General features: G+C 38.4%; 13 protein-coding genes. 6 read left to right on the plus strand and 7 right to left on the minus strand.

All coding sequences use genetic code 11. The features are described 5' to 3' along the window. Positions 1-12 precede the first annotated feature (12 nt). The 6 genes from G5B37_RS00850 to recG form a co-directional block, all read right to left on the minus strand. Positions 13-789, minus strand: a complete 777-nt coding sequence (locus tag G5B37_RS00850; protein WP_164678158.1) for a HEAT repeat domain-containing protein — start codon at positions 787-789, stop codon at positions 13-15. Positions 790-811: 22 nt separating this feature from the next. Then, the gene (locus G5B37_RS00855; protein ID WP_164678159.1) at positions 812-1,474 is read right to left on the minus strand and encodes an ATP-binding cassette domain-containing protein; all 663 of its coding nucleotides are present in this window, start codon (positions 1,472-1,474) and stop codon (positions 812-814) included. Beyond that, on the minus strand, positions 1,452-1,763 hold the full coding sequence (locus G5B37_RS00860) for a hypothetical protein (protein WP_164678160.1): 312 nt from the start codon (positions 1,761-1,763) through the stop codon (positions 1,452-1,454). The genes G5B37_RS00855 and G5B37_RS00860 overlap by 23 nt, the downstream gene beginning before the upstream one ends. Position 1,764: 1 nt before the next feature. Continuing rightward, on the minus strand, positions 1,765-5,052 hold the full coding sequence (locus G5B37_RS00865) for an amidohydrolase family protein (RefSeq protein WP_164678161.1): 3,288 nt from the start codon (positions 5,050-5,052) through the stop codon (positions 1,765-1,767). A gap of 95 nt (positions 5,053-5,147) precedes the next feature. Beyond that, positions 5,148-5,684: a hypothetical protein gene (locus tag G5B37_RS00870; RefSeq protein ID WP_164678162.1), complete on the minus strand. Its 537-nt coding sequence runs from the start codon at positions 5,682-5,684 to the stop codon at positions 5,148-5,150. 5 nt (positions 5,685-5,689) lie between these two features. Beyond that, positions 5,690-7,795 (minus strand): ATP-dependent DNA helicase RecG, encoded by a 2,106-nt coding sequence (recG, locus tag G5B37_RS00875; RefSeq protein WP_164678163.1) that lies wholly within the window; start codon positions 7,793-7,795, stop codon positions 5,690-5,692. A gap of 46 nt (positions 7,796-7,841) precedes the next feature. Here recG and G5B37_RS00880 point away from each other — a divergent pair, with 46 nt between their 5' ends. The 6 genes from G5B37_RS00880 to G5B37_RS00905 all read left to right on the plus strand — a co-directional run bounded on the left by G5B37_RS00880 (position 7,842) and on the right by G5B37_RS00905 (position 13,872). Beyond that, the gene (locus tag G5B37_RS00880; protein WP_164678164.1) at positions 7,842-9,896 is read left to right on the plus strand and encodes a M1 family metallopeptidase; all 2,055 of its coding nucleotides are present in this window, start codon (positions 7,842-7,844) and stop codon (positions 9,894-9,896) included. Further along, a complete protein-coding gene (locus tag G5B37_RS00885; protein WP_164678165.1) occupies positions 9,893-10,813 on the plus strand; it encodes a patatin-like phospholipase family protein in 921 nt (306 codons plus the stop codon). The genes G5B37_RS00880 and G5B37_RS00885 overlap by 4 nt, the downstream gene beginning before the upstream one ends. Before the next feature lie 217 nt (positions 10,814-11,030). Continuing rightward, positions 11,031-11,774, plus strand: a complete 744-nt coding sequence (locus G5B37_RS00890; RefSeq protein ID WP_164678166.1) for a hypothetical protein — start codon at positions 11,031-11,033, stop codon at positions 11,772-11,774. A 14-nt stretch (positions 11,775-11,788) separates the two neighbouring features. After that, positions 11,789-12,439, plus strand: a complete 651-nt coding sequence (locus G5B37_RS00895; protein ID WP_164678167.1) for a hypothetical protein — start codon at positions 11,789-11,791, stop codon at positions 12,437-12,439. Beyond that, positions 12,421-13,170: a sensor histidine kinase gene (locus G5B37_RS00900; RefSeq protein WP_164678168.1), complete on the plus strand. Its 750-nt coding sequence runs from the start codon at positions 12,421-12,423 to the stop codon at positions 13,168-13,170. Before G5B37_RS00895 ends, G5B37_RS00900 begins: the two co-directional genes overlap by 19 nt. Positions 13,171-13,236: 66 nt before the next feature. Beyond that, positions 13,237-13,872, plus strand: coding sequence for a response regulator transcription factor (locus G5B37_RS00905; RefSeq protein WP_164678169.1), 636 nt, complete (start codon positions 13,237-13,239; stop codon positions 13,870-13,872). Here G5B37_RS00905 and G5B37_RS00910 read toward each other — a convergent pair. Beyond that, positions 13,869-14,393, minus strand: coding sequence for a DUF7935 family protein (locus G5B37_RS00910; protein ID WP_164678170.1), 525 nt, complete (start codon positions 14,391-14,393; stop codon positions 13,869-13,871). The genes G5B37_RS00905 and G5B37_RS00910 overlap by 4 nt on opposite strands. Position 14,394 lies beyond the last annotated feature (1 nt).

The following is a 14,394-nucleotide window of genomic DNA, read 5'->3' on the forward strand; positions in this document are numbered from 1 at the left end:
ATGGGGCCTTTTTTATAGTATCTTATTTGGAAAACTTTTTGAAATGTAGGCAACCACCTCACGCTGCGTTAGTGCAGTAAATTTCGCATATCGTTTTTCACTATGTACATCAATAATTTCAAGTAAGGAATCTTTAACAAGTTGCATGTCTTTCCATTGTTGTAAGGCGCTAATTAATTTAGGTAGACAATCTTTCTTATAACTAATTTGTCCTAGTACATGAACTAGGGTGTCTCTAACACGTTTAGTCTCTTCAAATTGTAATTTTGCTAAGAGCGGTAGTACATCTTCAGGATGAGTACGACCACGTAGTTCAATTCCGTGACATACCTCTCTTCTAATTTCTTTCTCTGGATGTTCTATATATTTTGCTGCCCAAATTAAAACGGGTTTCGGATTTTTCTGACTCATTTTCTTAAGTGAACCAATAACCGCGTTTCTAACCTTATGGTGTGAGTCGTTTAGGGCTTGGTCAAAAAAGGGTTGTACGGCTTCAAATTGAAACATACCAATTTCTCCAGCCGCGTTTACCACTGTTTGTCGTACCAATTCACTTTGGTGTGTTGCTAGTTTTTTTAGAAAGGAAATAATTGGCAAACGCAAGGAAGTTTCAGCATTGTAAATACGCCCAACTCCCAAATAAGTAACTTTTCTAATGTAAATATCCTCATCATTAAAATAGTGTTCATAAGGCTCTAGCGTCTTATTTTTTAATGCATGAAGAAGCTCAAACTGAATGTCTGCTGTTTTCTTTGCGCGCTCTTCTTTGGTTAAGTCGTAAAAAGCCATTCTCTAAATTCTGTATACAGTTTTAACCAGTAAGGTATTCAAATTTTTGCAAATCGGCTGTCGTAGCCACCTTGTGCAACATACCGTCTTTTAAAACTGTATTCTCATTAGAAATAGAGAGTACATCGTGATAATAATGATCGGTAATTAGAATACCTTTCTCTTCTTGTTTAGCGTTTAAAAAATGCTTTAAACTCTCTTTGTGCAAGGGCTCAACCATAGAGAAAGGCTCATCTAACAGTAGAAAAGGGTGGGGTAGATGCCCTAATAAAATGACTTCAAAATACTTTAATTCTCCTAAAGATAGGTTGCCAACTCTTTTATGGGTCATGGTTGCAATGTGCGAATCGTAAAACACCATATCTTGTTTTTCTTCGGAAGGATGAAATAACGGAATTACATCCCGTACCTTTAAGTTTTTGGGCAGGAAGGAGTGCTGCGGACAGTAACCAATAAGTTGTTTTGGAATAATTTCTGAAGGCAAAATTTTCTTATCGTCTATACTTATTGAAATATTGTCTGCTTTCAGACTTCCATAAAGTAGTTGTAAGAGGGTAGATTTTCCAGAGCCATTTCTTCCGAAGAGGCCTAAAACAGAACCTTTGGTTAATTCTAAAGCTGCTCCTTGTAATACCTTCTTATTTCCGAAGGACTTAACAACGCTATGTAAATGAAGTCTGTCCAAAAAATAAAAGGAATAGTGTTAAAAACAATAAGAAAATGGGTGCGCCAACAATAAAATTGATAGCAAATGCAATTTTAAAAAGATTCCACTTAGTGTGCCCTAAGTTGTAATAGCTGTAGTATTCGTTTTTTCTAAAAGTTTGAAATCCTAAGATCCCAAAACCAAAACCTAGCGTGCAAAACAATAGATATCCCAAAAACACTCCCCATATGGCCAATGCAACCATCCCAAATGCCATGGCAAACGGGAAGATTGCTTTGTAAAATTGCCAATACAGACGAACATTCATATCAATGATTGCACCCGCTATGCATAAAGCTATTGCTTTCCTGGTGCCAAGGAAATACTTCACTTTGTTTATTATCTTCCCACCAAAACATCTTACGCTTTTTAGGGTTATTTCCTATTTCATTCATGGTGTTAGCATCGTAGAGACGACCGTTCACCATAACCATTTCTATTGAATTGGTGTTTTCAATATTTTCTAACGGGTTTTTAGAAAGTACAATTAAATCGGCGAGCTTCCCAACTTCTAGAGAACCTACATCGTTTCCTGCTCCAATATAGTTGGCAGCATTAATAGTTGCCGTTTTTAAGGCTTCGAGGTTGCTCATACCACCCGCGGCGATCATCCATGTTTCCCAGTGCGCGCCTAAGCCTTGTAGTTGCCCGTGAGCACCCATATTTACATTTACTCCTGCATCGCTCAATTGCTTTGCTGTTTTAGACACTAAAACATGTCCGTTTTCATACTCGCTAAGTGGTACCATTGTTCTATGTCTAGACCTAGCGTCAATTACGGCGCGTGGAGAGAAAGTGAGTAATTTTTCATTTTCCCAGACATTATCGCGTTGGTAATAAAAATATTCTCCGTTAAGGCCTCCATAGTTAACAATTAAAGTTGGAGTGTAGCCAGTGCCGCTTTTACTCCAAATCTCTAATACGTCTTTATATATTGGGGCTACAGGAATGTTGTGCTCTACACCAGTGTGGCCGTCTATCACCATAGTTATATTATGGTAAAAGGTGGAGCCACCTTCTGGCACTACATTAATACCTTCTTCTCTTGCCGCCTGTAGCACTTGCTGCCGTTGTTCTCGTCGTGGCTGGTTGTAGCTTTTTACACTCTTCGCTCCAAAGGCTTTGGTTCGTCTTATGCTGCTTCTAGCATCATCTAAACTATTAATTACAGCTTTAAAGTCTCCATCGGCTCCATACAAGATAAATCCTGTTGAAAAAAGTCGTGGGCCAACCAAACTTCCTGTTTTTTGTAATTCTGAAAGCGTAAATACAGTTTCTGTGTTAGCAGAAGGGTCGTGTGCTGTGGTAACTCCATAGGCTAGATTGGCCATAAATTGCCAATTTTGTTGGGCTGGAATACCAGAACGAAATGCGCCAATATGGGCATGAGCATCTACCATACCTGGCATAATGGTTTTACCGGTAGCATCGTATATTTTAGCATCTGCTGGAATCCCAATTTTTTGTCCAATCCCTATAATTTTGTTGTCTTCAATAATAATTGTACCGCTTTCCATTACTTCATCACCATTCATAGTAATTATTCTGGCATTGGTGAATGCAATTTTACCACTCGGGGTATCTGCAGGAACGCTCAAGCCAATTTTAATCCCTGATGTTGGCATTTCTGAAGGGGTCTTAGCACCTCCGGGGATAAAACTAAATTTCTCTTGTAAGGTGTTGCTGAAGTATTCATCGCCTAAGGTCCATAGTATCTTTTTACTATTTGGTGACCAGTGAATGTTAACACCGGCATCTCTTGCAATCTGCTGCACCGGAACCGAATTACTTTTTCCATCAATAGTGATTGGTTTTCCGTTTGTTACTAATGGAGCTACATAGACTTTATGTAAGTTTGAAAAGGCAACCCAGTTACCATCAGGGCTTGGCACAATATGGTTGGCGTATTTGGAAATGAGATGTTCTTTCTCATCTTCGCCATTTAAAGAGACGCTAATTAATTTTTTAGTCAGATTTCCGAAGTACGTCCCACCAGTTTGCAAGAAAATTCTTTTACCATCGCTAGAAAAGCTTGGGTTTTCTCCCTTGTTTACCACAAAATTTTCTTCACCTCCAGAGGTGTTTATTGTATAAATCCCTGGTTTTTTTGTGTGACTAAATCCTAGGTCTGAATTACCGTTTTCTTTTCTGAATACTATCGTTCGTCCATTTCTGGCGTAGGCCGGAGTTCTGTATATTCCCTTAGCTGTACTAAGCTTTGTTGGAATTCCACCCGAAGCAGGTACTACAAAAAGGGCACCTTTCTCAAGATCGCTCCAACTGACGTATGCAATATTGCGTCCATCTGGGGAGATGGTTGGTTCAAACTCAAAATCGGTGCCTGTAGTAATTCTTTTAGGCGTACCATTTGGTAACTCCTTACGCCAAATATAACCCAATGCATTGAAAACTAAAAATTTTCCATCGGGTGATGTTACAGCATCCCGAATCACCTTAGACGATACGGTGTTTGTTTCTATCGGACTAGTAAAATGAACTGTTTCTGCTAGGTCTATAGACACATCTGCTGTAAATGGTATTTCTGAAACTTGAAGCGTTTCACTATTGATTCTGTTAATTTTCCCTCCGCTCCAAAATACTAAATCGGTACTGTTAGGCATCCAGTTGAAATTTGGATACACGCCAAAAATAGCCCATGCTTCTTGTTGATCTTTATTCAATTTGTCGTACAAAGGCCATTCTTCTCCTGTCTCTATATCATGCAGGTACAATACGCTCTTTTCACGTACTCTTTTTACAAACGCTAACTTTTTACCGTCTGGAGAAACCGTAGGTCTTGCAGCGCCACCAGGGCCACCTGTAATAGTAGTGGTGCTCCCGTCGCTTAAATCATAGCGCTTAATCACGTAGATTTGACTGTTTGGATCTTTGTTATACTGAAAAAATCCGCCAGGATACATATCCTCAGAGTAGTAGAGGTACTTACCATCAGAAGAAACCCAAGGTTCATTTACATCCTGTTGGTCATTTTTGCGTTCTGTTAATTGTAAACCACTACCTCCAGTAATATGGTATTGCCATAACTCTCCTGCGCCTAAACTTCTACCAGAGGTAAAATGCTTTCGAGCAATTAGCGAGTTGCCATCTGGCATCCATACAGCATTGTTTAATAATCTGAAATTTTCTTTGGTGACTTGTCTAGCGTTTTCCCCATTTGCATCCATCACCCAAATATTATCACCACCGCCAGCGTCGCTCGTAAATGATATTTTTGAACCGTCTGGACTAAAACGTGGTTGAATTTCAAAAGGGATACCACTTCTTATAACCGTAGCTTTTCCTCCCGTAATAGGCATGGTGTAAATATCGCCTAACATGTCGAACACTATGGTTTGTCCGTTCGGACTTACGTCTAGGTTCATCCACGTTCCCTCGTCTGTTGTAAAACGATGTGGTTTATAGTTAAAGCCCATTCCAGGACTTGAAACATCCCAAGAGGTGCTTTCTTCAGAGGTATCTTTCTTTTTTTTCTTTTGAGCGAACGATGGAATGCTACAGCATATAAGTGTAGCTAGGAGTATGATGCGAATTTTCATATGTTAGTTGGATTTAAAGGCTCTAAAATACGGATTAATAAACAGGGGATGAAATTAAAAACGCGAATTGATGCGTGATAAAAATATCCTGAGTGTTATTGGCATGCCGCTTGAGTCGATTTATGTTTCCATTGAATCCAATATTCTTGTAAACCCTCTGGAGTGGTCTTTAGATTGCTAATGGCTAAAGAGTCCCCTTTCATTAAGGCCGTGCTGAGCTGTTCTTTTCGCTGTTGAAGGGCAGGAGCATGGTTCCATCCTCCCACATGATCAAACGACGTAAACGCTTCGCAGGGGGCTGTAACGGCACTAAAAGGAATTTTTAAGCTGTAAACAACCGTCCCAGAACCCATACCTTGTGTAGTCATGGTTATTGCTGAGAAATTAACTTTGCTGTACTTTCCTTTCGTATATAACTCCTTAAGTTTGTCACCAACAGCACTACTCATAGTGTTTGAAAATTGATGGGCTACATCGTCCCTATCCACAAATTCTGGTCCGGTATACGTTCCAAAGCAACCATTCGTATCGCAGGTGATGGTAGTATCATTTTTGTCTACACGCGAAATCGTTTTTACTGAATCATTACACCCGTAAAGGCTAATTGCTAAAAGTATCAATAATTGTTTCATAACTTTTAACTGATGTAATTCCAGATGTTTTTGTATTTCACCAATTGGGCGAACGTATTTTTAATAACTAAATTCTCAGGTGCCGATAGGGTGGGGTCGGCCTTTAAGGTCTGCAGAGCGTAGCTCCTCGCAAGTTTTAAAATCTCGGTATCCTTTACAATATCTGCAATTCGAAGATTTAAAACACCGCTTTGTTGTGTGCCCATGATATCTCCAGGACCTCGTAGTTTTAAGTCTACTTCGCTAATTTCAAATCCGTCGCTAGTGCGAGTCATGGTTTGTAGGCGTGTTTTAGCGTCGCTACTTAATTTATGGCTGGTCATTAAAATACAGTAGCTCTGTTCTGCTCCTCGACCTACACGACCTCGTAATTGGTGTAATTGTGATAAGCCAAACCGCTCAGCGCTTTCAACGACCATTACTGACGCGTTGGGAACATTAACACCTACTTCAATAACGGTTGTAGCTACCATAATCTGGGTTTCACCCCGAATAAAACGGTCCATCTCAAAATCTTTGTCGGCTGGTTTCATCTTTCCATGCACTATCGAGATCTGGTATTTTGGTGCTGGAAAGTCTCTCGAAATACTTTCATACCCATCCATTAGGTCTTTATAGTCTAATGCTTCGCTTTCTTGAATTAACGGGTAGACCACATAAATTTGTCTGCCTTTGGCAATTTCGTCTTTCATAAAACGAAAAACTTTGAGTCTGTTGGTATCATATCGATGTACTGTTGTAATCGATTTTCTACCTGGGGGCAACTCGTCAATTACACTAACATCTAGGTCGCCATAAACGCTCATCGCCAAGGTGCGGGGGATGGGTGTAGCGGTCATTACCAAAACATGTGGCGGGAACTTATTTTTGTGCCATAATTTACTTCGCTGCGCCACCCCAAATCGATGCTGTTCGTCTATAATTGCAAGCCCTAAATTTTTAAATTTCACTTTATCTTCCAGCAATGCATGGGTACCAATTAAGAGGTTTAATTCACCATTTTCCAGTTGTTCATGAATATTTTTTCTTTCTAAAGTGGTACTTGAGCCAGTTAGTAATAAAACGCTGATATTAAGTAAATTACAGTATTCTTTTAAGTCGTTGTAGTGTTGGACTGACAAAATTTCAGTCGGAGCCATTAAACAAGCTTGAAAACCGTTGTCAAGTGCTATTAACATTGACATGAACGCTACTATGGTTTTTCCAGAACCAACATCTCCTTGTAATAAGCGATTCATTTGCGCATTACTACCTAAATCTGCTCTAATTTCTTTTACAACTCGTTTCTGGGCATTGGTTAATTGGAAGGGTAAATGCTCGCGGAAAAAAGTATTGAAATAGGTGCCAACTTCACGAAATGGATACCCCTTAATTTTCGATTTGTGTAGCATGTTTTTTCTCAGTAATTGTAACTGAATAAAAAATAATTCTTCAAATTTTAAACGGTATTGAGCTCTTGCTAATAGGTCGGTATTTTGTGGAAAATGTATATTGAATAAGGCCGATGGTTTTGGTAAAAGTTTTAAGCTATCTATTATGGGTTGCGATAAACTTTCTGCAAAGTTATTTTTGGTTTCAACAAAGAGTTGTTGCATAAGCGTATTGATAACCCGATTGGTAATTCCGCTATTCGTTAATTTTTCGGTAGAAGGATACACGGGCTGCATGGCAGAACGCAAACTTTGTTCGTGCGCCGAAAGAAGCTCCATTTCTGGATGCGGCATAGAAAACGCGCCGTTAAACCAATTAACCTTTCCGAAGACTACATATGTGGTATTAATTTTTAAATTTTCCCGAATCCATTTTTGTCCACGAAACCAAACAAGCTCCATCTTTCCGGTATCGTCTACATATGTGGCCACTAGTCGTTTTCCACGTTTTTGTTCTACTGTTTTTATATGCGTGATTTTGCCAATAATCTGTACTTCTGCATTGGTTTGTTGTAACTGCCCAATTTTGTAGTATTGTGTGCGATCTAAATAGCGATTAGGGTAGAGGTTTAGTAGGTCTTGGTAGGTGTGAATCCCTAATTCCCGCTTCAGTAAATCGGCTCGGTTAGGCCCTACGCCCTTGAGGTAATCTATTGGAGTTTGCAGGAAATTATGATTCATAGAACGAATTTACTTAATTTGGCAGAACTATTGATTGACACCTTCTATGAAATATTTGTTCCTCTTTTTACTTGTCACTATAGGCAGTTTTGCTCAGCAAACCGCCCAGGTCGATTTTCAGAAAATTTCAGCAACCATTGAGCCGATTAGTTCTTCGGAAAGCGTTACAGGTTCAATGCGCGTACAGTTTTTGATAAAACAGGCCACAGACAGTGTGTATCTAGATGCAGTAAAAATGCGAGTTACAAATAAAGCTTTAGAATCTGTAAACGTTTCAGCAACGGCAGATAAAATTTGGTTTACAGGTGCTTTTCAGCAAGGTAAAAGTTACACCGCATTTTTTGAATACGAAGCAAACCCTAGACAAACACTTTATTTTACAGGAAATCAGGTCTGGACACAAGGTCAGGGAAAGTATACATCGCATTGGCTTCCTAGTTTAGATGATATGAATGATAAGATTGAATTTGACCTAACTGTCGTTTCAAAATTTGATAAAACGGTTGTGGCAAACGGAGCACTAGTGAAAAAGGATTTAAAAGATCTTAAAAGCTACTGGCAATTTGATATGAAACAACCCATGTCAAGCTATTTAGTGGCTTTTGCTATGGGTGATTTTACGCGATGGGAACAGGTTGCAGCGAGCGACGTACCAATAGAATTGTATCTTTCAACCAAAGACACCGCGCATTTTGAGCCAACTTACCGTTATACCAAAGAGATTTTCGACTTTTTAGAGTCCGAAATTGGTGTTGCGTATCCTTGGCAAAACTATAAACAAGTGCCCGTTAGGGATTTTCTCTACGCAGGTATGGAGAACACTACTTGTACTATTTTTTCTGAAGCTTTTGTGGTAGATCGTATTGGTTTTACAGACAGAAATTATGTTAATGTAAATGCACATGAGCTTGCGCACCAGTGGTTTGGAAACCTTATAACCGAAACTTCTGGCACACATCATTGGCTTCAGGAGGGTTTTGCGACCTATTACGCCCTTTTAGCCGAACGACAGCTATTTGGAGACGATTATTACTATTGGAAGCTTTACCAATCTGCAGAACAGCTTAAGGCGCTAAGTGATGAAGGGAAGGGAGAATCTTTACTGAATCCGAAAGCAAGTTCGCTCACTTTTTATGAGAAAGGAGCTTGGGCACTGCATGTTTTACATGAGCAAATAGGTGATAGCGCTTTTAAATTGGCGGTAAAAAATTATCTAACCAAGCATGCTTTTAAAAATGTAAGTACAACCGATTTTTTAACTGAAGTACGGACGGCGACCGAAATGGATATAACCGTGTGGGAAAAAGACTGGTTAGAGCAATCTGCTTTTAAGGCAGAACAGGCTTTTAACTCATTGTTGAAATCTACTTTTATTCAAAATTATTTCGAAGCGGCTCGCTATGCTGCGATTTCGCTAGAAGAAAAGAAAGAACAACTTAGTACTGCCTTGGCTATAAATGACGATTATATAGGGCAAGAAGTTATATACCAGCTTGCCAAAGAACCTATAGAGGAGGCGCTCAGTCTTTACAAAGAAGGGTTTGCTAGTGATAATTTGTATACACGGCAAGCAATTGCATTAACTGTTTCGGAAATACCGAAAGAATTACAAAGTGAATTTGAAACCTTACTTTCAGATGCGTCTTACGTTACGCAAGAAGCGGCGCTGTACTTGTTATGGGCAAATTTTCCTGAAAACCGTGCTTCCTATCTAGACGCTATGGCAAATATAGTAGGATTTCAGAATAAAAATATACGTCAGTTATGGCTTGTGCTTGCGTTGAATACGAAAGGATACAAACCTTTAAAACGTACAGACTTTACCGAAGAGCTGCAAAACTACACTGGTTCTGAATACAGTTTTGAAATCCGCCAGAAAGCCTTTGAATATTGTAATGAGATTGGGTTGTATAACGATGTTGTGATAAATAATATGGTAGATGCTGCTGTGCACCATAATTGGCGATTTCGAAATTTTGCTAGAAACCTCCTAAACAACTTACTGAAAAATACGGATGTTGAAGAAGCATTATACCAACGAATAGATTCCTTTTCAACGGCAGAAAAAGAGTATCTTACTCGTATAAAAGACAAAAAATGAAAGCATTGGTTATTTCGGGAGGTGGTAGTAAAGGCGCATTTGCAGGAGGTGTTGCTCAGTACCTTCTAGAGGATTTACGCCAAGAATACGATCTTTTTGTAGGTACAAGTACGGGGAGTTTACTAATCTCTCATTTGGCATTGCACAAGGTTGAAAAAATCAAGGAAATTTATACCTCTGTAAATCAGCAAAGTATTTTTAGTACTTGTCCGTTTGTAATTAAGAAAACGAAGTACGGTGGAAAAGAGATTGCTATTAATCATTTTACTGTTTTGAGAAACTTTCTGAAGGGGAGTAAAACCTTCGGCGAAAGCCACAACCTTCGTGCACTTATTGAGGAAACATTTACAGAGGCAGAATTTAATGAATTGAAACAGGGGCCTAAGGAGATTGTTGTAACGGTTTCGAATTTATCATTGAATCAAGTAGAGTATAAGTCTATTAACGATTTCAGTTATAGTGATTTTCTAGATTGGATTTGGATCTCTTGTAACTACGTTCCTTTTATGAGCTTGGTTAAAAAAGATGGCTGTGAATATGCCGATGGCGGTTTTGGGAGTATGGTGCCTATTGAAGAAGCTATACATAGAGGCGCTACCGAAGTGGATGTTATTATCTTGGAAACAGACGTAACGTATTACAATCGGTTGCCGGTAAAAAATGTTTTTTCTTTGCTGACTTCTATTCATAGCTTTATGTTAGATAGGGTTGAAAAACAGAATATTAGAATTGGTAAGTTTGTTGCCGCCAATAAAAATGCGATTATCAATCTGTACTACACGCCTACGGTACTTACCACGAACTCACTAGTTTTTAACAAAAAAGATATGTCCTTGTGGTGGGAGCAAGGATTTAGTTATGCCAAGTTGAAAAACAAAGAATTAAATGAAACGAAGGTTGAAGAAGCCTCTGAATAGATAGAGATGCCTATAAAATTATGATGCTACCACAAATTTTCGCAACCTTTTTTGATAAGGGGAAAAACCCTTTTTTGCTCAGTCTATTCCCCCAATTTTGAAAGCTTAGTAGTTGTAATCAATTCATTTTCAATACTTTTAGTTTTAGTTAAGATTATAGTTGTGCTTTTAGTGCTTATTTTTAGTGTAACTTTATGGAACTAAATACATAGAAACTATGAAAACACTAAGAAAATCAATTCAATTTACGGCAATAGCATTGCTTGCAGTTTCATTTCTAGTAGGATGTGAAGAGCATCAAACTCCTCCTGTAAATGACGACCCACCGCGGGAGTTAATTTCTGTAGAACAAGCTAAAGAAATGTTCGATACTTATTATGAACGAAGAGTAACGCTTATACGAACGTACGAAGAGGGTGTAGACAGTACGCGAGAATTTCATCCAACACGTTTTGGAGAATACGATTACGCAACAGTAAAACAATATATGGCATTTATTGAGTCTGAAGCTAAACTGGCAAATGTAGAAATTGGCGGGTTACGCTTTTATCTCACAAATTATCCTAATGCAAACGAATTTAACGATGGCACGGCCGTTAAATATCCGCGTCAAAATTCTTTTGTACTTGTACCAACTACGGTAGTTGACGGAAAGCAACGCGGATTTATAACTCGTGTAAATTCTACTGGCGGTCGGGATGTTGTTTTGGTAAGCGATTTAGTTCAAGGGGGGCAAGACGATGAAGAAACTCAGGAGAACCAAAGTGTTCAGGAGAGTAAGGTAACAGGTTTAAATACCCAAAAAGCAGGTTATGGCGCCGCAAAACCTAAATTTTTGTATATAAATGCGATGATGGGGGCCAATATGTCGCAAAATCCAGGAGACCTAGTAAGTTTATTGTTGAACGAATCTAATCTAGTACCACCGCCGCCTCAGGAAGATACCGATTTTGATGATTAGCCACCCTATGAAACTTGGACAACCCATTGTTACATACCGTTTTATTTTATGCTGTATTAGCCTTTGAAGGAATAGCCGCGCTATTTGCCTTTATATGTTATAAAAAATATAGTCATACGTATTTACGGTTTTTTCCTTGGTTGTTGCTGTATGTCTTTGTTACAGAAGTTTCGGCAATCTTTGTGCTAGAGCGCTTTCACACCAATGTTGTTATCTATAATGTTTATAATATCATTCTGTTCCTGTATTTCTACTTCGTATACTATAAGAATACTACAAGTAGCAGGAACAGAAAGGTAATTCTTACTGCGGTATTAATATTTGTGTTAAGTAGTATTGCCAATGCAGTGTTTAGCTCGTTTTATACCAATCCGCAGCTGTTGGCTTACATCGTTGGAGCGTGTATGCTTATATTGTGTATTATCTTGTATTTTATAGAAATCTTGTACACGTCGCAGGAGCTTAAGATAGATCGTGACTTATTGTTTTGGGTGAGCATCGGACTGTTGTTGTTTTATGTTGGCTATATCCCAATAAAGCTATCTCGACACTTTTTTGAAAGTAGGGAGATAGCATTTATGACCTTGTTGGTGGTGCATCGAATATTAATTTTAATTATGAATGGTTGCTTTATAATAGGATTTTTATGGACCAGACAGAAATAGCTGCACTCGTTTCGGTACTTATACTATTGGTGTTGGTAGGTATCATTATCACCTTGGTTACTGTTTTTGTTCGTCGAAAAAACAAGCTCTTACGAGAACAGAAAGATGCTCAAGAGGCTTTTGAAACAGAACTTTCGGAAACACAAATAGAGATTCGTGAAGAAACACTGCGAAATATAAGTTGGGAATTACACGACAACATAGGACAGCTAATGACCTTGGCAAAGATTCAAGTGCAACTCGCAAAGGAGAAGCCTGAAACCATAGACGAAGCCTCTGAAACTATAGGAAAGGGGATTAACGAGTTAAGGGCGCTCTCAAAATTAATTAATCCCGAAGCGCTTAAGAGTCTAAATTTACGCGAAGCTATTCGATTAGAAATGGAGCGTTTTAATAGAATTGGATTTATAAACGCCAATTACAGTGTGGTAGGATTGCCTTTTTCTATTGGATCTAAAAAGGAAATTATTGTATTTAGAATTTTACAGGAATTTTTCTCGAATACAATTAAACACTCTAAGGCAACTCATTTGGATGTTGTGTTAATATATACTGAAAACGAACTACTAATTACTGCAAAGGATAATGGAGTAGGTTTTTCAGACGAAAAAGATTTCTCAGGAATTGGTATTAAAAACATGAGAAATAGAGCTAAAGTGATTGATGCAGAGTTTAGCATTAGCTCAGAGCCTAAGGTAGGCACTATGCTACGCATGCTCTGCAAAGAATAAGATTTAACAATATTATAATCAAATTATTACGTAAATTTAAGTGACGACACCTAACAAAATATACCCATGAAAAATTCAGTTGTAGTAGTAGATGATCATACCTTATTGCTCCAGGCAATTGGAGGGTTGGTCTCAGATTTTGACGACTTCGAGGTCTTGTACCTTTGTAAAAATGGCCAAGAACTTTTAGAAAAATTTAAAAATCCGAAAAACATCCCAGACATTGTTTTGATGGATATAAATATGCCTGTTTTAAATGGTATTGAAACCACGCAGTATATTTCAGAGAAATATCCCGATGTTCATGTTTTAGCGCTTTCCGTAGAAGAAAATGAAGAAACCATCTTAAAGATGCTACGTGCCGGAGCTAAAGGATATCTTATGAAAGACACCAAAAGTTCTGTGCTAAAAGAAGCACTTAAACAAGTGATGAGCAAGGGGTATTTTCATACAAATACTGTGAGCAAGTTATTGGTTAACTCCCTTCATAAAAATCCAGATGACATCCAGTTAAAAGAGCGGGAAAAGGAATTTTTACAATACGCATGCAGTGAAATGACGTACAAAGAGATTGCAGACAAAATGTTTTTAAGTCCGAAAACAGTAGAAGGATACCGCGACTCAATTTACGAGAAGCTTAATATTAGGAATAGAATAGGGCTGGTGCTTTTTGCTATTCGCAACAATTTATTTACGCCTTAGAATAATTCTGCGACCTCCTTTTTAATGTACGCCAGTGCTTTTTGAGAAGGAGTGATTTCCTCCATAAAATGCCTTAAAAGGTACTCTCGTAAAGCATCTGAACTTGTGCCTTGTTCGTGCATAGCTGCTTGGCGAATGATATGTATTGTAGCGTTTTTGGCAGCACTAATTAAATTCCAACATTCTGGAGTTACATAAATTTGTTGGGTGACATTATGTTCAAACTCCTTTTCGATAGTGTCTACTAGTAATTTTTCATATTGATCGGTACTATCAGAAAATGGTTTAATTCTCAATAGAAGACTGTTGGGATCTATGCGTTCTAGGAGAAGTGTGAGACGTTCATACGACTGTAAACGGGTAGGCAAAATTTTGTTTTGCGCCTCTTTCTGAATTAAATAGCGCCGTCTTCCTTCTTCATTGGCAGTATGACCTTTAAAAAAGAAATAGGCAATAATTCCCACAACGATTGCGGGTAACAAATAGGCTACATATTGTAAAACTTGAGTCATTTCTTCCATA

The sequence above is a fragment of the Rasiella rasia genome (genome assembly GCF_011044175.1).
Lineage (GTDB): Bacteria > Bacteroidota > Bacteroidia > Flavobacteriales > Flavobacteriaceae > Marinirhabdus > Marinirhabdus rasia.

Bases quoted from the DNA above. Each gene is read 5' to 3' on its own strand.
- G5B37_RS00880 (WP_164678164.1), top strand. From the start codon at position 7,842: ATGAAATATTTGTTCCTCTTTTTACTTGTCACTATAGGCAGTTTTGCT.
- G5B37_RS00850 (WP_164678158.1), bottom strand. From the start codon at position 789: ATGGCTTTTTACGACTTAACCAAAGAAGAGCGCGCAAAGAAAACAGCA.
- G5B37_RS00885 (WP_164678165.1), top strand. From the start codon at position 9,893: ATGAAAGCATTGGTTATTTCGGGAGGTGGTAGTAAAGGCGCATTTGCA.
- G5B37_RS00865 (WP_164678161.1), bottom strand. From the start codon at position 5,052: ATGAAAATTCGCATCATACTCCTAGCTACACTTATATGCTGTAGCATT.
- recG (WP_164678163.1), bottom strand. From the start codon at position 7,795: ATGAATCATAATTTCCTGCAAACTCCAATAGATTACCTCAAGGGCGTA.
- G5B37_RS00890 (WP_164678166.1), top strand. From the start codon at position 11,031: ATGAAAACACTAAGAAAATCAATTCAATTTACGGCAATAGCATTGCTT.
- G5B37_RS00860 (WP_164678160.1), bottom strand. From the start codon at position 1,763: ATGAATGTTCGTCTGTATTGGCAATTTTACAAAGCAATCTTCCCGTTT.
- G5B37_RS00905 (WP_164678169.1), top strand. From the start codon at position 13,237: ATGAAAAATTCAGTTGTAGTAGTAGATGATCATACCTTATTGCTCCAG.
- G5B37_RS00870 (WP_164678162.1), bottom strand. From the start codon at position 5,684: ATGAAACAATTATTGATACTTTTAGCAATTAGCCTTTACGGGTGTAAT.
- G5B37_RS00900 (WP_164678168.1), top strand. From the start codon at position 12,421: ATGGACCAGACAGAAATAGCTGCACTCGTTTCGGTACTTATACTATTG.
- G5B37_RS00910 (WP_164678170.1), bottom strand. From the start codon at position 14,393: ATGGAAGAAATGACTCAAGTTTTACAATATGTAGCCTATTTGTTACCC.